Origin of the sequence: Agrobacterium albertimagni AOL15, from assembly GCF_000300855.1 — a bacterium.
GTDB lineage: Bacteria > Pseudomonadota > Alphaproteobacteria > Rhizobiales > Rhizobiaceae > Allorhizobium > Allorhizobium albertimagni.
Genome location: NZ_ALJF01000016.1, coordinates 96,012 through 113,202, shown reverse-complemented (window position 1 = coordinate 113,202; position 17,191 = coordinate 96,012). Strand labels below are relative to the sequence as shown.

At 62.3% G+C, this 17,191-nt stretch carries 18 protein-coding genes, 1 tRNA gene and 1 riboswitch; of the genes, 9 read left to right on the top strand and 10 right to left on the bottom strand.

The genetic code is table 11. The features are described 5' to 3' along the window. Positions 1–12: 12 nt before the first annotated feature. Genes pstB through phoB form a run of 3 tightly spaced genes read left to right on the top strand, consistent with a single transcriptional unit; the run spans position 13 to position 2,297 of the window. Complete coding sequence (pstB, locus tag QWE_RS19845) at positions 13–828, top strand: phosphate ABC transporter ATP-binding protein PstB (protein WP_006727962.1); 816 nt, start codon at positions 13–15, stop codon at positions 826–828. 46 nt (positions 829–874) lie between these two features. Beyond that, positions 875–1,588, top strand: coding sequence for a phosphate signaling complex protein PhoU (gene phoU / locus QWE_RS19840; RefSeq protein WP_006727961.1), 714 nt, complete (start codon positions 875–877; stop codon positions 1,586–1,588). Between the two features lie 25 nt (positions 1,589–1,613). Further along, a complete protein-coding gene (gene phoB / locus QWE_RS19835) occupies positions 1,614–2,297 on the top strand; it encodes a phosphate regulon transcriptional regulator PhoB (protein WP_006727960.1) in 684 nt (227 codons plus the stop codon). 131 nt (positions 2,298–2,428) lie between these two features. On the opposite strand, the gene QWE_RS19830 is transcribed toward phoB, so the two are convergent. Next, positions 2,429–2,974 carry a GcrA family cell cycle regulator gene (locus QWE_RS19830; protein ID WP_006727959.1) on the bottom strand — a complete coding sequence of 182 codons (546 nt, stop codon included), beginning with the start codon at positions 2,972–2,974 and terminating at the stop codon, positions 2,429–2,431. Positions 2,975–3,411: 437 nt separating this feature from the next. Between QWE_RS19830 and QWE_RS19825 the strand changes: the two genes are divergently transcribed. The 3 genes from QWE_RS19825 (at position 3,412) to QWE_RS19815 (ending at position 6,655) form a co-directional block, all read left to right on the top strand. Further along, positions 3,412–4,614, top strand: a complete 1,203-nt coding sequence (locus QWE_RS19825) for an aspartate aminotransferase family protein (RefSeq protein ID WP_006727958.1) — start codon at positions 3,412–3,414, stop codon at positions 4,612–4,614. Between the two features lie 15 nt (positions 4,615–4,629). After that, the gene (gene argF, locus QWE_RS19820) at positions 4,630–5,547 is read left to right on the top strand and encodes an ornithine carbamoyltransferase (protein WP_006727957.1); all 918 of its coding nucleotides are present in this window, start codon (positions 4,630–4,632) and stop codon (positions 5,545–5,547) included. A 118-nt stretch (positions 5,548–5,665) separates the two neighbouring features. Beyond that, positions 5,666–6,655, top strand: a complete 990-nt coding sequence (locus QWE_RS19815; protein ID WP_006727956.1) for an Hsp33 family molecular chaperone — start codon at positions 5,666–5,668, stop codon at positions 6,653–6,655. 81 nt (positions 6,656–6,736) lie between these two features. Here the strand turns inward: QWE_RS19815 and QWE_RS19810 are convergent, their stop codons facing one another. The 3 genes from QWE_RS19810 to QWE_RS19800 form a co-directional block, all read right to left on the bottom strand. Next, complete coding sequence (locus tag QWE_RS19810) at positions 6,737–7,681, bottom strand: MYG1 family protein (RefSeq protein WP_006727955.1); 945 nt, start codon at positions 7,679–7,681, stop codon at positions 6,737–6,739. 79 nt (positions 7,682–7,760) lie between these two features. Next, entirely contained in the window at positions 7,761–8,153 is a 393-nt protein-coding gene (gene apaG, locus QWE_RS19805) for a Co2+/Mg2+ efflux protein ApaG (RefSeq protein ID WP_006727954.1), read from the bottom strand. Positions 8,154–8,344: 191 nt separating this feature from the next. Further along, positions 8,345–9,523 (bottom strand): O-succinylhomoserine sulfhydrylase, encoded by a 1,179-nt coding sequence (locus QWE_RS19800; protein ID WP_006727953.1) that lies wholly within the window; start codon positions 9,521–9,523, stop codon positions 8,345–8,347. 45 nt (positions 9,524–9,568) lie between these two features. Then, positions 9,569–9,647: riboswitch (SAM riboswitch) on the bottom strand. A 74-nt stretch (positions 9,648–9,721) separates the two neighbouring features. Between QWE_RS19800 and QWE_RS19795 the strand changes: the two genes are divergently transcribed. Then, entirely contained in the window at positions 9,722–10,819 is a 1,098-nt protein-coding gene (locus QWE_RS19795; protein ID WP_006727952.1) for a 2'-deoxycytidine 5'-triphosphate deaminase, read from the top strand. An 82-nt stretch (positions 10,820–10,901) separates the two neighbouring features. Further along, positions 10,902–10,975: transfer RNA gene (locus QWE_RS19790), tRNA-Gly, on the top strand. Between the two features lie 11 nt (positions 10,976–10,986). Here QWE_RS19790 and QWE_RS19785 read toward each other — a convergent pair. Together QWE_RS19785 and QWE_RS19780 are read right to left on the bottom strand one after the other, a co-directional pair. Next, positions 10,987–11,538, bottom strand: a complete 552-nt coding sequence (locus QWE_RS19785) for an NADPH-dependent FMN reductase (protein ID WP_006727951.1) — start codon at positions 11,536–11,538, stop codon at positions 10,987–10,989. Between the two features lie 62 nt (positions 11,539–11,600). Further along, complete coding sequence (locus QWE_RS19780; RefSeq protein ID WP_006727950.1) at positions 11,601–13,448, bottom strand: glycosyltransferase family 2 protein; 1,848 nt, start codon at positions 13,446–13,448, stop codon at positions 11,601–11,603. Positions 13,449–13,607: 159 nt separating this feature from the next. On the opposite strand from QWE_RS19780, the gene QWE_RS19775 reads away from it, so the two are divergent. Next, positions 13,608–14,480 carry a transporter substrate-binding domain-containing protein gene (locus QWE_RS19775; protein WP_040300723.1) on the top strand — a complete coding sequence of 291 codons (873 nt, stop codon included), beginning with the start codon at positions 13,608–13,610 and terminating at the stop codon, positions 14,478–14,480. A 5-nt stretch (positions 14,481–14,485) separates the two neighbouring features. Here QWE_RS19775 and QWE_RS19770 read toward each other — a convergent pair whose 3' ends face one another. From QWE_RS19770 to QWE_RS19755, 4 genes are all read right to left on the bottom strand, one after another. Next, a complete protein-coding gene (locus QWE_RS19770) occupies positions 14,486–14,899 on the bottom strand; it encodes a tellurite resistance TerB family protein (protein WP_006727948.1) in 414 nt (137 codons plus the stop codon). Between the two features lie 54 nt (positions 14,900–14,953). Further along, positions 14,954–15,685 carry a thermonuclease family protein gene (locus tag QWE_RS19765; RefSeq protein ID WP_006727947.1) on the bottom strand — a complete coding sequence of 244 codons (732 nt, stop codon included), beginning with the start codon at positions 15,683–15,685 and terminating at the stop codon, positions 14,954–14,956. 12 nt (positions 15,686–15,697) lie between these two features. After that, positions 15,698–16,366: a S24 family peptidase gene (locus QWE_RS19760; protein ID WP_006727946.1), complete on the bottom strand. Its 669-nt coding sequence runs from the start codon at positions 16,364–16,366 to the stop codon at positions 15,698–15,700. A 115-nt stretch (positions 16,367–16,481) separates the two neighbouring features. Next, positions 16,482–17,129, bottom strand: a complete 648-nt coding sequence (locus QWE_RS19755) for a response regulator (RefSeq protein WP_006727945.1) — start codon at positions 17,127–17,129, stop codon at positions 16,482–16,484. Positions 17,130–17,191 lie beyond the last annotated feature (62 nt).

Genomic DNA, 17,191 nt, shown 5'->3' with positions numbered 1-17,191 from the left:
GGAGTCCAGATCATGAACATGATGACGGAAGCTCAAGTTGAGAAGGCAGTGGACAAGCAGATGAGTGAAACCCATTTCAAAATGGTCGGTAAGGACGTCTCGGTCCACTACGGTGAAAAGCGCGCGCTGTATGACGTCAACCTGAACGTCAGGAAGAACACGGTAACGGCACTGATCGGTCCTTCGGGCTGCGGCAAGTCGACATTCCTGCGCACGCTGAACCGGATGAACGACACGATCGATGGTTGCCGTGTTTCCGGCAATATCACGCTCGACGGCATGGACATCTATGATCCTTCCATCGACGTGGTCGAGCTGCGCGCGCGCGTCGGCATGGTGTTCCAGAAGCCGAACCCGTTCCCGAAATCGATCTACGAGAACATTGCCTATGGCCCCCGCATCCACGGTCTCGCCCGCAGCAAGGCCGACCTGGACCAGGTCGTGGCATCAGCGCTTCAGCGCGCTGGTCTCTGGAACGAAGTCAAGGATCGCCTGCAGGAGTCGGGCACGGGCCTTTCCGGTGGTCAGCAGCAGCGTCTTTGCATCGCGCGTGCCGTCGCCGTCAGCCCGGAAGTCATCCTGATGGACGAGCCCTGCTCGGCGCTCGACCCGATCGCCACCGCCAAGGTCGAAGAACTGATCCATGAACTGCGCGAGAACTTCACGATCGTCATCGTGACGCACTCGATGCAGCAGGCTGCCCGCGTCTCCCAGCGCACGGCCATGTTCCACCTCGGCCACCTGGTCGAGGAGAACGACACCGACAAGATGTTCACCAATCCGGATGACCAGCGCACCCAGGATTACATCATGGGCCGCTTCGGCTGAGCCCGGGCGTCATCCACGGTCGAACTCAATTTCAAGGACGTTTCAAATGGGCTCCACACACATCTACTCGGCTTTCGACGAGGAACTGAAGTTCCTGATGCGCCGCATCTCCGAAATGGGCGGTCTGGCAGAACAGATGGTCGCCGAAAGCGTGCGCGCGCTGGTCAATTCCGACGCTGCCCTCGCCCAGAAGGTGATCTCCGACGACGTGCTCATGGATGCCATGGAGCGCGAGATCGGCGACAAGGCAGTCATCACGATTGCAAAGCGCCAGCCGGTCGCTTCTGACCTTCGCGAAATCATCGGCGCGCTGCGTATCGCGGCCGATCTCGAGCGCGTCGGTGACCTCGGCAAGAGCAACTCCAAGCGTGTCGTCGCCGTCCAGGCAACGGGCGTTCCGCGCAAGCTCGCCCGTGGCCTGGAGCATCTGTCGGACCTGGCTCTTGCCCAGCTCAAGGAAGTGCTCGACGTCTACACGACCCGTTCGGCTGAAAAGGCGAAGTCCATCCGTGACCGCGACGAGGAGATCGATGCGATCTACACCTCGCTGTTCCGCGAGCTTCTGACCTACATGATGGAGGATCCGCGCAACATCACAAGCTGCACCCATCTCTTGTTCTGCGCCAAGAACATCGAGCGCATCGGCGACCACGCGACCAACATCGCTGAGACCATCTACTACATGACCACCGGCGCCCAGCCGGAAGGCGAACGCCCGAAGGAAGACCTGACCTCTTCCGTCGGCGCGATCACCGAGTGACGATGGCCAGCGAGGTTGATGATCAATGCAGCCGAAGATTGCCGTAGTCGAAGACGAGGAGGCCCTCTCGGTCCTCCTGCGTTACAATCTCGAGGCCGAGGGTTATGAGGTCGAGACGATCCTGCGGGGCGACGAAGCCGAGATCCGGCTTCAGGAGCGTGTGCCGGATCTCCTGATCCTCGACTGGATGCTTCCGGGCGTCTCCGGCATCGAACTGTGCCGCCGTCTGCGCGTGCGACCCGAGACCGAGCGTCTGCCGATCATCATGCTGACGGCACGCGGCGAGGAAAGCGAACGCGTCCGCGGTCTGGCGACCGGTGCCGACGACTATGTCGTCAAGCCCTTCTCGACCCCGGAACTGATGGCTCGCGTCAAGGCCATGCTGCGGCGTGCCAAGCCCGAAGTCCTGTCCAGCGTCCTGCGTTGCGGCGACATCGAGCTCGATCGCGAGACGCATCGGGTGCATCGCAAGAGCCGCGAGGTCCGTCTCGGGCCGACCGAGTTCCGCCTTCTGGAATTCCTGATGGCGTCGCCGGGCCGGGTCTTTTCTCGCTCACAGCTTCTCGACGGTGTCTGGGGGCACGACATCTATGTCGACGAACGCACGGTCGACGTACACGTCGGTCGCCTGCGCAAGGCGCTCAACTTCTCCAACATGCAGGATGTCATCCGCACCGTTCGCGGTGCCGGCTATTCGATGGAAGCCTGACAAGCCGAACCCAACCAACATGAAACGAGGGCCGCGCGGATTGTCCGTTGCGGCCCTTTTTCATGGGCGACAGGCTACAACGAAAAACGGGCCCCGAAGGACCCGTTTCAAACTCCAAGCTTCGCTTGATATCAGCGGGCGGCCTTGCGGCGTTCGCTGACCGGCTGATAGGCGAGCTTCGCGTGATAGGTGCAGTAAGGTGCGCTATCGGCGATTTCACAGCCGCAGAAGTGGAAATCGTCCTTCATCGGATCGCCGATCGGCCACTTGCAGGTGCGCTCGGTCAGTTCCGTCAGTGCCAGACGCCGCGAGATCGGTACGACCACGTTCAGCGGACGACGAACTTCGACTTCCTCGTAGGCCTCGACCTCGATCTCTTCCTTCAGCATCGTCGCGCCGGCTGCACGGGTCACGGTTCTCGTGGCCGTCGCTGCCGCGGGGCGGTTCTGGAAGGTCGCCGGGCGCTGGGTCTGCGTCGGACGCTTCGCCGGGCGAGCCGCAGACGAACTGCCGCCTGCCTTGGCGCGCCCCGGAAGATTGAGGCGGTGAACCTTGCCGATGACGGCGTTTCGGCTCACGCCACCGAGTTGTGCCGCAATCTGGCTTGCGCTGAGGCCTTCGGCCCACAGCCGTTTCAGTCTTTCGACCCTGTCGTCACTCCATTGCGCAGTCGTCATGCCAATTCTCTCCGCCGCTCGCGTCTGTCATGGCAGAATCCGTCACCCCTGCTTCGAACGAATTCGAAACATAACCGCCTCGTTACTGTCGGTGAGCACTTCCGCCGCATGCAATCTATTAATGAAATTTAACCTAGTGGCACGCTGACTCCGTGACAAGAGTCGGGGGAATCATCTGGAATCGATTTTCCGGTTTTCCCCAACTTGCTTCCCGAGTGAGTCAAGTATGCAACAGGTGGAATCTTGTCGCGCACCCTTCTGGCGCGAGGCGGCCAAATCCGCGCCTACTCCTGCGATTCCTGCGGAATTCGTTGACATCGCAGGGCGAAATGCCGATAGTGCCCGCGCCGCCGCAAGGCGGCATTTTTAATTTTCTAAGGCCTCGAAAGGGCCGCGCCGTCCCGTGCGACGGATTGTCGAGAAGGATCGTGACAGCCATGGCCGAAGCTACGCCGCTCTACCAGACCTACAATCGGGCGCCGCTGCGTTTCGAGCGAGGCGAGGGCGTCTGGCTCGTGACCGAAAGTGGTGAGCATTATCTCGATTTCGCAGCCGGTGTCGCCGTCACCTCGGTCGGCCATGGCCATCCCCATGTCGTTGGCGCGTTGAAGGATCAGGCCGACAAGGTCTGGCACCTGTCCAATCTCTATGAGGTGCCGGGGCAGGAAGTGCTGGCCAAGCGTCTGACCGATGTCACCTTCGCCGACCGTGTCTTCTTCACCAATTCGGGCGCCGAAGCTCTCGAATGTGCGATCAAGACGGCGCGTCGCTATCACTTTGCCAAGGGGCATCCCGAGAAGTTTCACATCATCACGATGGAAGGCGCCTTCCATGGCCGCACCATCGCGACGATCGCCGCTGGCGGCCAGGAGAAGTATCTGGAAGGCTTCGGTCCCAAGGCCCCGGGTTTCGATCAGGTGCCGTTTGACGACATCGAAGCCGTCAAGGCGGCAATCACCGACGCAACGGCTGCGATCCTCGTCGAGCCGGTGCAGGGCGAGGGCGGCATTCGTCCGATCCCGGTGGAGATGCTGCGCGCCTTGCGTGATCTCTGCGACGAACACGGCCTGCTGTTGATCCTCGACGAAGTCCAGTGCGGTGTCGGCCGCACCGGCAAGCTCTTTGCCCATGAATGGGCCGGTATCACGCCTGATCTGATGGCTGTCGCCAAGGGGATCGGCGGCGGTTTCCCGCTCGGCGCCTGCCTGGCGACTGAAGAGGCTGCCTATGGCATGAAGGCCGGCACGCATGGCTCGACCTATGGCGGCAACCCGCTCGCCATGGCTGTCGGCAATGCCGTTCTCGATGTCGTGCTCGGCGACGGTTTTCTCGACAATGTTCGCGACACAGCGCTCGTTTTCCGCCAGGGCCTTGCCTCGCTGAAGGATCGTTACCCGGATGTGATCGAAGAGGTCCGCGGCGAAGGCCTGATGCTCGGCATCAAGGCCAAGGTGCCGAACACCGAGCTTCTGATGGCAATGCGCGACGAGCACCTGCTCGGCGTTCCCGCCGGCGACAATGTCATTCGTCTCCTGCCGCCTTTGACGGTGACCGCCGAAGAAGCTCGCGACGGTCTCGCCCGCATCGAGCACGCCGCAGAGCGCATTCGCGCCAAGACGGCAGTGGCAGCGACAGCCTAAGACAGGACCTCATTCATGGCATCTCCGAAGCACTTTCTCGATCTCTCCGCGACCACGGCAGAGGATCTTCGCAGCATTCTCGAAGACGCGAAGACCCGCAAGCAGGCGACCAAGGCCGGCACCGCCGACAAGCCGCTGGCCGGAAAGATGCTGGCGATGATTTTCGAAAAGCCTTCGACCCGCACCCGCGTCTCCTTCGATGTCGGCATGCGCCAGCTGGGTGGCGAGACCCTCTTCCTGTCGGGCACGGAAATGCAGCTTGGCCGCGCCGAAACGATTGGCGACACCGCGAAAGTTCTGTCGCGCTATGTCGATGCGATCATGATCCGGACGACCGACCACGCCCGTCTCCTGGAGATGGCGGAGCATGCAACGGTTCCGGTTATCAACGCCCTGACGGATCTCACCCATCCCTGCCAGATCATGGCAGACATCATGACCATCGAGGAGCATCGTGGGCCGGTGACGGGCAAGACGCTCGCCTGGACCGGCGATGGCAACAATGTCCTGCATTCGCTGGTCGAAGGTGCGGCGCGCTTCGGCTACCGGATGAACATGGCCGTGCCACTCGGCTCCGAGCCCGATGACAAGATCCTGAACTGGGCCCGCAACAATGGCGGCGAGATCATGTTGTGCCACGACGCAGATCGTGCGGTCACCGGCGCTGACGCCGTGATCACCGATACCTGGGTGTCCATGAACCAGGAGCACAAGGCGCGTGGCCATAACGTCTTCCAGCCTTTCCAGGTCAATGCGGAGCTGATGAAGAAGGCGAAGGACGAGGCGCTTTTCCTGCACTGCCTGCCGGCCCATCGCGGCGAAGAGGTCACCGACGAGGTGATCGATGGCGCACAATCGGTGGTCTTCGACGAAGCCGAAAACCGCCTGCACGCGCAGAAGTCGATCCTCGCCTGGTGCCTCGGCGCGATCTGAAGCCGGGCAGGGCTTTGACGCCCGACTTGACCTTTGGCATGGGTGATCCCATCTGTGCCGTTTCTGATCGGGCCGCTCGGGCCCAGCGTTTGGCGCTTCAAGTGCCGGGAGTACATTCATGTCGATGAGACAAGCAGAACTCGGCGAATTCGGTTTCGCCGGTGACGATCGCGTGGTTCCCTTCCAGGTGGAGGGCCTCGATGTGCGCGGCCGTGCCGTCCAGCTCGGACCGTTGATCAATTCCATTCTCGACCGCCACGCCTATCCGGCGCCGGTCGCCCGGCTTCTCGCCGAAGCCATCGTCCTGACTGTGCTGATCGGGACGTCGCTGAAGTTCGAAGGCAAGTTCACGGTCCAGACCAAGGGCGACGGCCCGGTCGATCTACTGGTTGCCGATTTCAGCTCGCCTGAAAACGTCCGTGCCTATGCCCGCTTCGACGAGCAGGCGGTGGCCGATGCCGTCGCGGCCGGTCGTGCCTCGCCCGAGGAGCTGCTCGGCGCAGGCGTGCTCGCCTTCACCATCGACCAGGGTTCCTTCATGCAGCCGTACCAGGGCATCGTGCCGCTCGACGGCACGTCGCTCGAAGACATCGCCGGTGTCTATTTCCGCCAGTCGGAACAGATCCCGACGCGTGTCCGCCTGGGCGCTGCCGAACTCTTCGATCGGGATGCGGACGGCAAGCCACGTCGCACGTGGCGGGCAGGGGGCCTCATCGCGCAATTCTTGCCCGATGCGCCAGAGCGGATGCGCCAGCCCGATCTGCATGGCGGCGACGGCGACGACCGCGATGCCGATCTGCACGGCGACGATGCCTGGGATGAGGCCCGCGTGCTGGTCGAGACGATCGATGCCGACGAACTGACCGATCCGCAGGTGGGTATCGAGCGGCTGCTGTTCCGTTTGTTCCACGAGCGCGGTGTGCGGGCTTACGAACCGCAGGCAGTTTACGACCGCTGCAGTTGCTCGCGCGAGCGCCTGAAGGGTGTTCTCCAGGGCTTCTCTGCGGAAGAGATCGAAGCGAGCACCGAAGACGGCACGATCACGGTGACCTGCGAATTCTGCTCGACCAATTATGATTTCGAGCCTGGTGAACTGACGCCGGCTTGATCGATCAGAATGCTGAATATGAAAAAGGCCGGAGCGATCCGGCCTTTTTCTATGGTTGAATATAGCAAGCGCCGGGAGGGTTTACGCCTCCGATGATGCCGGGTGACCGCCACTCGCCTCCTCGACCGCGATGTCCGCCATGGCAAGGATCGCGTCCCGCGAATTTGCTGCTGCGATGAAGCGGCCATTGTGACAGAAGGTGGCGCCCTTTACGCCGCAGGCAGCCTCCAGGTCACTGTTGCTCAAGCCTGCCCAGGCGGCGGGTAGATCCGCCCGCTGCTCGAAACTGTCTTCCGCCTTGCGGATTCCGGTGATGCACCAGTCCTTGTCGCGGGGATGAACGACGAAGAGCAGGTGGTCGGCCCCTGCCTTGACGATAGCGGGGCGGAACGGCATGCCCATCGGCAATTCGAGGACGCGAGCGTCCCCTGTTGCTGCGATCGCTTCCAGCACCATCGTCTCGGCGCGCAGCTTGGCCGCGCGCTGGCCGATGGCGGCTTCGACGATCATCCGTGCAATCGAAAGGGCGGACTGGAAGCCGCGATCGTCAGCGCCGGGCTCCTTGTTGTCGAAAACAGGCTTCAGCGTTTCGAGGAGGCTCGGCAGGGTGAGATCGGCCAGTGGTCCGGCCGTTGCCGGGCTGAGCGCGCCATTGTCCATCAGGTCGATCGGCAGAACAAATTTCGCATCGAAGCCCTGGTGGATCGCCTCGACATGATCGGCCGGGAGACCCATGGCTGCGAGATAGGCGCGCCCGTAATGCTTCCAAATGAGCCCGAAGGAGCTGTAGGGCTGACCGTCTTCGCGAAGCGGTGCGCCGCGCTGATGATGGTCGAAGATCTGCGTTTCGGCGTCATAGGCGCCGCCGACATCATAGATGATCCGGTCGGATGCCGGAGTGATCCAGTCCGGCGCGCGACTGCGCACGATCGTCGCATCGGGATAGAGCCGTGTCAGGATCACGCTCGACAAGAGTTCGTCGGCATGGAAGCCACCACTATGGGTGACGAGATGGGTAATGCTCATGCCGGTTTAGCCCTCTGGATGGCGTCGCGATCGATGCCATCAGATAGCGGCTGGGGCCGGTCAACTCAACTGGCAATCGTCAATTGAGGGTGCGGACCATGCCTGGGCTGTCGAGGGAAAAGGCCGGTATTTCGACGTCGAAGGTCTCTCCGTCGTCGGTTTCCATCCGGTAGGTGCCATACATCATGCCCGAGGGCGTATCGAGCGGGCAGCCGGAAGAATATTCGTAAGTGTCGCCGGGATCGAGGCGCGGCTGCTCGCCCACTACGCCCGGGCCGCTTACCTCATCCACCTGACCGTTCTGGTCGGTGATGTGCCAGTATCGATGGGTCAACCGCACGGGTTTGCCCGAGTGATTGGAGATCACGATCCGGTAGCCCCAGACATAACGGCTGTCATCGGGGTCCGACTGTTCCTCGAGATAGTAAGGTTCGACCAGAACCTCTATGTCCCGTGTCAGCGCGCGATACATGCCTGGACCCTGAAAAAGCTTGTCATCAACAGTGATAGAGATGGCGCTCATTGTGGCGGCAGCAAGGGCGACACACAAACACCGTGCCTTTTGAAGGGATAACGACGCAACTCCTTACGTCAAGGGCAATGCTCCAGCCGCAACGCCTGTCGCGGCTGAAATATTTGCGTTGCTGAGCGCGTGTCTGGCGCTCAGATGGCCTTGAGCGCCCGTGCGAAGTCGTCCAGCAGGTCCTGGGTATCCTCGATCCCGCAGGAGAAGCGAACCGTGCCCCCCGAGATGCCGAGTTCGGCGCGCGCCTCATCGGTCAGGTTCTTGTGGGTGGTGGTCGCCGGATGGGTGATCAGGCTCTTCGCATCGCCGAGATTGTTGGAAATCTTGACGATCTCCATGGCATTCTGCAGCTTGAAGGCAGCTTCCTTCCCGCCCTTCAACTCGAAGCAGACCAGCGTCGAGCCGCCCGTCATCTGCTTGGCGATGATGTCGGCCTGGGGGTGGTCCTTGCGACCGGGATAGATGACCTTGGCAACGGCACTCTGGTCCGCCAGGAAATCGGCAATCGTGGCCGCACTTGTCGTCTGCTGTTTTACGCGAAGCGGCAGCGTTTCCATGCCCTTGAGCAACGTCCAGGCATTGAACGGCGACATGGCAGGGCCTGTATGGCGGAAATAGTCGTGCAGGTTCTCGTTGATCCATTCCTTCGAGGAAAGCACGACGCCACCGAGGCAGCGGCCCTGGCCATCGATATGCTTGGTCGCGGAATAGACGACGACATGCGCGCCGAGTTCGAGCGGCTTCTGGAAGAGGGGCGTCGCAAAGACATTGTCGACGATCAGCTTTGCGCCGATCTGGTCGGCGAGCTTGGCAACGCCTGCGACGTCGATCACCTCGAGCGTCGGATTGGTCGGGCTTTCGAGGAACATCACCTTGGTGTTCGGCCGGATCGCGGCTTCCCAATTGGCGAGGTCCCGGCCGTCGACCAGCGTGCATTCCACGCCGTAGCGCGGCGCCAGCGTCTCGACAACATAGCGGCAGGAGCCGAACAGGGCGCGGGCAGCGACGATATGGTCGCCGGCCTTGACCTGGCAGAGTACGGCAGCGGCAACAGCGGCCATGCCCGACGCCATCGCACGCGCATCCTCGGCGCCTTCCATCATGCACATGCGCTTTTCGAACATGTCGTTGGTGGGGCTGCCATAGCGGGCGTAGATATAGCCGTCGTTCTCGCCCTTGAAGCGGGCTTCGGCCGCTTCAGAGCTTTCATAGACAAAGCCCTGTGTGAGGAAGATCGCTTCAGACGTCTCGCCATAAGGAGAGCGCAGCGTGCCGCCATGGACGAGGGTGGTGGCCGGGCGCCAGTTCTTGCTCATGCACGTGCCTTTCGAACACAAAAAAACCGGTCGCGTGAACGGACCGGTTTCGTAAACCCGGTCTATTTAGCCACTTGTTTAACGTGGCTGCAAGCCGACCGGCCAAATCACCACGGGATAAGGCTGCAATTACGCTCTTGCGGCCCTTGCGTCAATCGGTGGCCTTTGGTTTTGTCGAGCCCAAACAGGATTGGGAAAATGACCATGAAGCCCGGGATTTTGTCCGATCGCGCCATCGGCGCCTTGTTCGGTGGCGGCCAGCTGAAGAGCGAGGTCATGCTCGACAAGGACCAGATCCAGCCGGCGAGCCTCGACCTGCGTCTGGGCGGCAAGGCAATGCGCGTCCGGGCAAGCTTCATGCCGGGCCGCAACAGCACGGTTGCCGAGAAGCTCGAAAAGCTGACGCTGCACGAGATCGACCTCGAACAGGGGGCCGTTCTGGAAACCGGTTGCGTCTATATCGTGCCGCTGATGGAAAGCCTCGACCTGCCGGCAGAAATTTCGGCGTCGGCAAATCCAAAGAGCTCGACCGGCCGCCTCGACATCTTCACCCGGGTGATGGTCGATTACGCCCAGGAATTCGACAAGGTACCGGCCGGCTATAAGGGGCAGCTCTATCTGGAGATCTCGCCGCGCACCTTCCCGATCATCGTGCGCCGCGGTTCGCGCCTGTCGCAGATCCGCTTCCGCACCGGCCATGCACTTTTGAACGAGGCCGAGCTGCTCGACTTGCACAAGGCGGAAACGCTGGTCGCAAGCGACATGCCCAATGTCTCGGGCGGTGGGATCGCACTCTCGATCGATCTGACCGGCTCCGGTCCCGATGGGCTGATCGGATATCGCGGCAAGCACCACACCTCGGTGATCGACGTCGACCTGAAAGGCGCCCATGACGTGCTTGATTTCTGGGAGCCGCTCTACAGCCGCGGCCGCGGCGACCTGATCCTCGATCCGGACGAATTCTACATTCTCGTGTCGAACGAAGCGGTGCATGTCCCGCCACTTTATGCGGCCGAAATGACGCCCTACGATCCGCTGGTGGGTGAATTCCGCGTGCACTATGCCGGCTTCTTCGACCCCGGCTTCGGCCATGCGCCCGCCGGTGGCTCAGGCAGTCGCGCGGTTCTGGAAGTCCGCAGCCACGAAGTGCCCTTCATCCTCGAGCACGGCCAGGTCATCGGCCGCTTGGTCTACGAGCACATGCAGGAGCGCCCGGAAGGCCTCTACGGCACGGGGCTCGGCTCCAACTATCAGGCGCAGGGCTTGAAGCTGTCGAAACACTTCCGTTTGCCCTGACGAAAGAGGGGCTTCATCGCGCCCCTTTGTATTCCATTCGGCTTGACACTTCGGCCGAACTGTTGGATTCGTCAGACCGCGCGCGGGTGTAGCTCAATGGTAGAGCAGCAGCTTCCCAAGCTGAATACGAGGGTTCGATTCCCTTCACCCGCTCCAGCCTCTTCTCGCTATTTCCCCGCAAACTTCGCAAACGCTGCTAGCAGGTCGCCGAGCCGCTTTGCCGTCGCTTCGTCCGTCAGCTTGCCCTCGCCATCAAACAGCGTATGCGCCCGCGACACCATCAGCCGCTTCTGCGAAAACGTCCGGCAGCCGAGCGTGTGCAGCACCGAGAGCCAGGCATTCTGGCTGAGCAGCGTGCCGAAAGTTCCCGGAGACGCTCCGACCAAGGCAAAGGCCTTTCCGCCAAAGACTCGAGCCATGTCGGATGAGGGACGCGACAGCCAATCAATCGCGTTCTTGAAGACGCCGGGAATGCCGTTGTTGTATTCGGGTGTGAACAGGATCACGCCGTCGGCGGCAATGATCTTTTCCTTGAGGGCCGTAACAGCGGCCGGAATGCCTTCGGCTTCCTCGAGGTCACCGTCATAAAGCGGTATGCCGTGAATGCCGGCTGTTTCCATCCGGTAGCCGTCTGCCGGCAGGGCTGCTGCAGCGTCCAAGAGGGCGGTGTTGAGCGAGCCCTTGCGCAGGCTTCCCGAAATGCCGAGCAGTGTCACCATATTCGTCGTCTCCCGGTTGGATGCGTTGCATCAACACTATGGTGCGACCGGGTTTGGAGCAATCACTCGGACGCCTGCAAAACGGCTCGGCTTGGCCGATGCGGTGTCTTGTTCCAGTGGAACGGCTTCAGCCTGAGCTCGATCACGGCCTTCCACGCCGCAAGCGACACGGCCATCCAGTACACCGGGATCATCGCCCATTTCCAGCCGACGCCCTCCTTTTCGCCCTTGCTCATCGGGGTCGCGCCGAGGACGAAGAAGATCGCGTAGCTTCCGAGGATGTTGAAGATGTCCATGGCGAGCATGATGGTCGTGAAGAGGCTCGGCTGCGCAGCCGGGGCCTGCATCAGCGAGATCACCAGAAATGTGAGGAAGACGATCAGGCCGGGATGGCTGAGCGCTGCGATCAGCATGCCGCCGACCAGCAGCTGAAAGACGAGGAAGGATAAAAATCCCATGTCGCGCGCAGTTTGCAGGGGCTTGCGCATCAGCACCAGCCAGGTTTGCAGCCATCCCTTGTACCAGCGGGTCCGCTGCGCGAGCCAGACCCGGAAATCGGTCGGCGCATCCTCATGAGTTGGCAGCGTGAGGGTCGAGGAGCGATACCCCATTCTGTAGAGGCGCATGCCAAGATCGGCATCCTCCGTGACGTTGTAGGGATCCCAGCCGCCGCTGGCTCTGAGGAGGGCGGTCTTGAAATGATTGGAGGTGCCGCCGAGCGGCAACGGCATGCGATAATAGCCGAGGGCCGGCAGCAGTCTGCGGAACAGCGCCGAATATTCGAGCGCGAAAATGGCGCTGATCCAGCTTTCGGCGGCATTGCCGATCACCAGCGGCGCCTGCAGACAGGCGAGATCGGCCGGACCGAGCCGGAAGGCGTGATAGGCTTCCTTCAACTGCTGCGGATGTGGGCGATCCTCGGCATCGTAGATGGTGAGGAACTCGCCGCGTGCGCCGGCCAGGGCATAGGTGAGGGCCTTGGGCTTGGTGCGCGGCGCCATGGCCGGCACGGCCACCACCTCGACATGAGGGCCGGGGTTCAATCGGCGGATCGCCTCGATCGTCTCGTGATCGTCGGCCTCGCAGACCAGTTTGACGTCGAGGAGACTGCGCGGCCAGTCGAGCCCATCGAGGGCGGCGAGCAGTTGCGGAACCACATCGGCCTCCCGGTAAAGCGCCACCATCACGGTGTAAACCGGCAGAACATCGCTGCCATATTCGAGCTTTGCTTCTAAGAACCTGTGGCGTCGCCCATGCGAGACGACGGCCATGCGCAGCATGAGAGCTGCCGTATGAAAGAGGGAGAGCGCCAGGTGGCTGATAACCGCGGCGAGCATCGGCGCCATAATCGCGAAGAGACAGATCAGACAGAGCCCGGCGCCGGCGATGAAGCCTTGGTCCCCGGTCACCACGAGCCGCGCCGAAAGCGGCTGCAGCGTGTCGAACAGACCACGTACGGCCTGGCCTACGCGTCTGTGCTCCCCCACCTTCCAGCTGGCACGCCGGATGGCGGTCGGTGTCGTCACGATCAGGGAACCCGCGCCCGGCCCGTTCCGACCGAAGCGTTTTGCGAGACCCTCCATGTTGAGGATGTGCGGAGCAATCGCCACGACCGGCGGCCGGTCGCTGTAGTGGAGCCGCAGCATGCGCGGCTCTGCGAGCTGGGTGTCGCTATGGGCATGGTCCACAAGCAGCGAAGGGTCGATCTCCGGCAGGAACGGCAAGCCGTACATCCGCGCCAGACCCGCAAAATAGGCCTCTTCCTCGATGACGCCGCTGGCGAGCAGTTCGGCCTCGACGGAGGTCCCGTTGGCCGCGGCCCGTTTTGCCATCCGGGCAATCAGCGGTTTGGAAATGCCGAGCACATGCAGCAGCCGCGCTTCGCATTTCAGCCGGGCCAAACTTTCCATGTCGGCCGCGCCTACTGCGCTCCGCTGGTCTTGCCCCCGCAATGACCCAAGGCGCGCGGCAACCATCCGCGGGCCGTATTCCCTCGTCCACACCAAGCTGCTACACGTCATCCGGTCTGAACGACGCCCCCACCTTGACCCCGGTTGAAGATGATAGAGATGCGCGCAAAAGTTACATCCCTAGATTTTGCGGGGTTGTGGCCCTGGATTACCGCGATTCTTCTCGTTTCGCTCTTGTCCGCGCCACCTGCGCGGGCGCAGGGGACCGACCTTCCGGTCCTATTCGATGCCCGCGAGCGGCTGGTCCGGCCGGATGTCAGCAGCGTTCTCCGGTTGCGTTTTTTGACCACCACGGATTTTCCGCCCTTCAACTTCACCGATCAGAGCGGCCGGCTATCCGGCTTCCATGTCGATCTTGCCCGCGCGCTGTGCGATGAGCTGGGCCTTCAGGCCCGCTGCCAGATCCAGGCCCTGCCGTATGAACAGCTGACGTCGGCACTGGAAAGCGGGCAGGGGGAAGCGGTGATGGCCGGCGTCGCGGTGACGGAAGAGCTGCGCGGGAAGTTCAATTTCACGCGGCCCTATCTCTTGTTGCCCGCACGTTTCCTGATGCGAAACGACATTGCCCTTGCTCGTCAGGATGTCGAGGCGCTCTCTGGTCGGAAGGTTGGTGTCGTCAAGGATACCGCGCATGAAGCCATGTTGAAGGCTTTCTTTCCCGGCATCACGCCGACGACATTCGAGGATCAGGGCGCCCTCATGAGAGGACTGAAGGAAAAGGAGGTCGAGGCCGTCTTCGCGGATGCCCTGCAACTCTCCTTCTGGATGATGAGCCCTGAAGCTGCCGGCTGCTGCAGCTTTCTCGATGGGCCCTTTCTATCCGAGCGCCATCTCGGCGAAGGCATGACCATCATGGTCGGCGGGCAGGATGGAGCCCTTGCCGCCGCGCTTGAAAGCGCGCTTGCGGCGCTGTCAAAGGACGGGCGGCTGGAAGAAATTTATCTGCGCTATTTCCCGGTCGGGCTTTTCTGAGCCAGTCAGACCCGGCGATAGCGGGCAGAGGCGCTGCGCTCCAGGGCGGCGCAGGTGAGCTTGTCGAGCGCAAGGCGATCCCTCAGCAGCTGCAGCAGGCGCACTTCCTCCGCGCGAACGGTCAGATCGACCGCGACGATTTCAACAGCCAGTGCATAGGCGGTCTCATGCAGCCACTCCGGCAGGGCGTCGCGAATGGTCTCGAGCGCGATGTCCAGACCCTCAGGCCCGGAAAGCAGGCTCGCGCAGCGCTGCGACACCTCGATGAGGCGTTCCTTGTCGAAATTCTCGAAGACCGGAAGAATGTCGATCAGCTGGCCAATCCGCACGAGTTCCTTTTCGGCCATCGCATTGTCGACGGCGGACGCCATGACCATGACGAAGATCAGGGCTTCTTCCGGGGATACGGGCTTGTTCATGTAAGATGGTTTCCAGTTGCGGTGGGCAAAGAGTAGGAGGGCCGGCTGGGCGTTTCAAGGGAGCGTGCCGGCGCGTTGTGCGGGCTCACCAAAAAGCCCGCGTCTTGCGGCACGGGCTTCCTCGGTCAGTGCGGTGAGTGCGGAGCCCGGCTCCGCCTCTGCCCATCCGTACTTTGCAAGCCAGGAGGACACATCCTGAACGCCCACCCAGCATCGTGTGCGGATCTCGCCCTGCCATGCGGTGGCGCCGGTTTCGCAGGTGAGCGACCGGTTGCGCAGGAACTGACGCTGCTGCGTGCGCGCCATGGCGCCACAGGGCCAGACCTGGCCCTCCGCCGTGGTGCAGCTGCGGCCCACAGGCGTCTCGATCAGATCGGCCAGGCGAACGCGCTGATCCGGTCCGAAGGCGACGACACCGGCAGCAAGGCTCGACGGACGATGCAGAAGAACCACTTTCGGTTTCGTTCGCCCGGTGGCGTCGGACAAAGGTGCCCGCGCCGCTACCCGTTCAAGGTCCTGCGCTTCCGCAAAGGCCGGAGATCCAAAAGCATCCGGCTCGATGCTGCGCACCTGCCGCCTTGCTTCGATCACTGCCGGTTCTTCGACCGTGTCATCCTGCAAGGAGCCGACATCGGGTAGGTCGAGCTCCGACGGATCGGGTACGTCCAGATCCTCGATATTGTAGTCAACGGGATCTTCGCGGAGCGTTGCTCCGGCTGCCATGACGAGATAGGCCCACAGGAGGAGGCCGACTGCGCCGGCGATGAAGGTGCTGATCCGTCGCATAGGCGCGTTTTCCTATTGGCTCGCCCAGATGATGCGCGCTACCCATTCGACATCGCCCATGTCCAGCATGCGCGGAGGGTGGTCCGGATTGAGCGATTGCAGCTCGATCGATTTCGCGCTCTGCCGTGCCAGGATCTTCGCCATGACTTCGCCTTCACGGGTCTTCACCACGACGCGGTCGCCACGTCGCACCTGGGCACCCGGCTCGACGATCAGGATGTCGCCGTCCCGGTAGAGCGGCTTCATGCTCTCGCCCTGAACCTCCAGCGCATAGACCCCGTTGTTGCGGCCCGGGGCTGCCGGGAACTCGACGAGATCCCAGCCCTGACCGGCCGGAAAGCCGCCATCGTCGAAAAAACCGCCGGCACCCGCCTGTGCCATGCCGAGCAGGGGAATCGAGCTTGCCTGCGGCGGAAATGTCCCCTGCGGCAGCGGGTTGCCGCGCAAGGCGTCTGGCGAGACATAGCGCATGAACTGGTCGAGGCTGGCGCCGGTCGCTTCCAGCACCTTCGCGATGGATTCGGTCGAGGGCCAGCGCATCCGGCCATCGGCACCGACACGCTTGGATTTGTTGAAGGAGGTGGGGTCGAGGCCTGCACGGCGCGCAAGACCTGATGGCGTCAGCGAATGCTGCTCCGCCAGCCGATCGATCGCGGCCCATATGCTGTCATGCGAAAGCATGTTCGCGCCTCTTCAGCGCCGGAACATTTCTAATCCCCGGTCCGGCAATGGCGAAAACAATAGATCAGCAAAGGCCGATAGTAAAGCAAAAAGGAATAAAATCCTCTCGCTCGCCTCAGGCGACCATGGCCATGTTGATCTTGCCGAGCTGGATCACGGCCTGGGTGCGGCTGTCCACCTTGAGCTTCAGGAGGATCGCAGAGACATGCGCCTTGATCGTCGCTTCCGACACGCCGAGCTCATAGGCAATCTGCTTGTTGAGCAGGCCTTCGCCGAGCATGCCGAGCACACGGCTTTGCTGCGGCGTGAGTGTGCGCAGCCGGTTGATGAGATCGGCCACGTCGGGGTCCGTCTCCTGCCCGCCCTGATAGCTTGCCGGCGTTGCGATATCGCCTTCCAGCACCGACTGGATCGCCGAGCGGATATCGTCGATCCCCGCCGACTTCGAAATGAAGCCGGAGGCGCCGAGTTCGAGAGCCCGGCGGATGGTGACGGGATCGTCTGTTGCGGAGACGATGACCAGCGGCAGGCTCGCGAATTCGGCGCGCAGCGCCATCAATCCGGAAAAACCGGAGACGCCGGGCATGGCGAGATCGAGCAGCATGAGGTCTGCATCCGAATGCTCGGCGGCCGCCTTGCGGGCAGCTTCGAAGTCGCCGGCCTCGATGATGGTTTGCGTGCCGTCGATGCCGGTCACGGCCTGGCGCAGGGCGCCCCGGAACAGCGGATGGTCGTCTGCGATGATGAAGGTCGATGCAGCCATGTCACAGCCCCCTCCCAAGAGCGATGTCATTTTGCGCGCGAATGCGTTTCATTCTTTTAGCG

Coding starts and splice junctions, on each gene's coding strand:
- pstB (WP_006727962.1), top strand. CDS start 13: ATGAACATGATGACGGAAGCTCAAGTTGAGAAGGCAGTGGACAAGCAG.
- phoU (WP_006727961.1), top strand. CDS start 875: ATGGGCTCCACACACATCTACTCGGCTTTCGACGAGGAACTGAAGTTC.
- phoB (WP_006727960.1), top strand. CDS start 1,614: ATGCAGCCGAAGATTGCCGTAGTCGAAGACGAGGAGGCCCTCTCGGTC.
- QWE_RS19830 (WP_006727959.1), bottom strand. CDS start 2,974: ATGACGACTGCGCAATGGAGTGACGACAGGGTCGAAAGACTGAAACGG.
- QWE_RS19825 (WP_006727958.1), top strand. CDS start 3,412: ATGGCCGAAGCTACGCCGCTCTACCAGACCTACAATCGGGCGCCGCTG.
- argF (WP_006727957.1), top strand. CDS start 4,630: ATGGCATCTCCGAAGCACTTTCTCGATCTCTCCGCGACCACGGCAGAG.
- QWE_RS19815 (WP_006727956.1), top strand. CDS start 5,666: ATGTCGATGAGACAAGCAGAACTCGGCGAATTCGGTTTCGCCGGTGAC.
- QWE_RS19810 (WP_006727955.1), bottom strand. CDS start 7,681: ATGAGCATTACCCATCTCGTCACCCATAGTGGTGGCTTCCATGCCGAC.
- apaG (WP_006727954.1), bottom strand. CDS start 8,153: ATGTATCGCGCGCTGACACGGGACATAGAGGTTCTGGTCGAACCTTAC.
- QWE_RS19800 (WP_006727953.1), bottom strand. CDS start 9,523: ATGAGCAAGAACTGGCGCCCGGCCACCACCCTCGTCCATGGCGGCACG.
- QWE_RS19795 (WP_006727952.1), top strand. CDS start 9,722: ATGACCATGAAGCCCGGGATTTTGTCCGATCGCGCCATCGGCGCCTTG.
- QWE_RS19785 (WP_006727951.1), bottom strand. CDS start 11,538: ATGGTGACACTGCTCGGCATTTCGGGAAGCCTGCGCAAGGGCTCGCTC.
- QWE_RS19780 (WP_006727950.1), bottom strand. CDS start 13,448: ATGGAAAGTTTGGCCCGGCTGAAATGCGAAGCGCGGCTGCTGCATGTG.
- QWE_RS19775 (WP_040300723.1), top strand. CDS start 13,608: ATGCGCGCAAAAGTTACATCCCTAGATTTTGCGGGGTTGTGGCCCTGG.
- QWE_RS19770 (WP_006727948.1), bottom strand. CDS start 14,899: ATGAACAAGCCCGTATCCCCGGAAGAAGCCCTGATCTTCGTCATGGTC.
- QWE_RS19765 (WP_006727947.1), bottom strand. CDS start 15,685: ATGCGACGGATCAGCACCTTCATCGCCGGCGCAGTCGGCCTCCTCCTG.
- QWE_RS19760 (WP_006727946.1), bottom strand. CDS start 16,366: ATGCTTTCGCATGACAGCATATGGGCCGCGATCGATCGGCTGGCGGAG.
- QWE_RS19755 (WP_006727945.1), bottom strand. CDS start 17,129: ATGGCTGCATCGACCTTCATCATCGCAGACGACCATCCGCTGTTCCGG.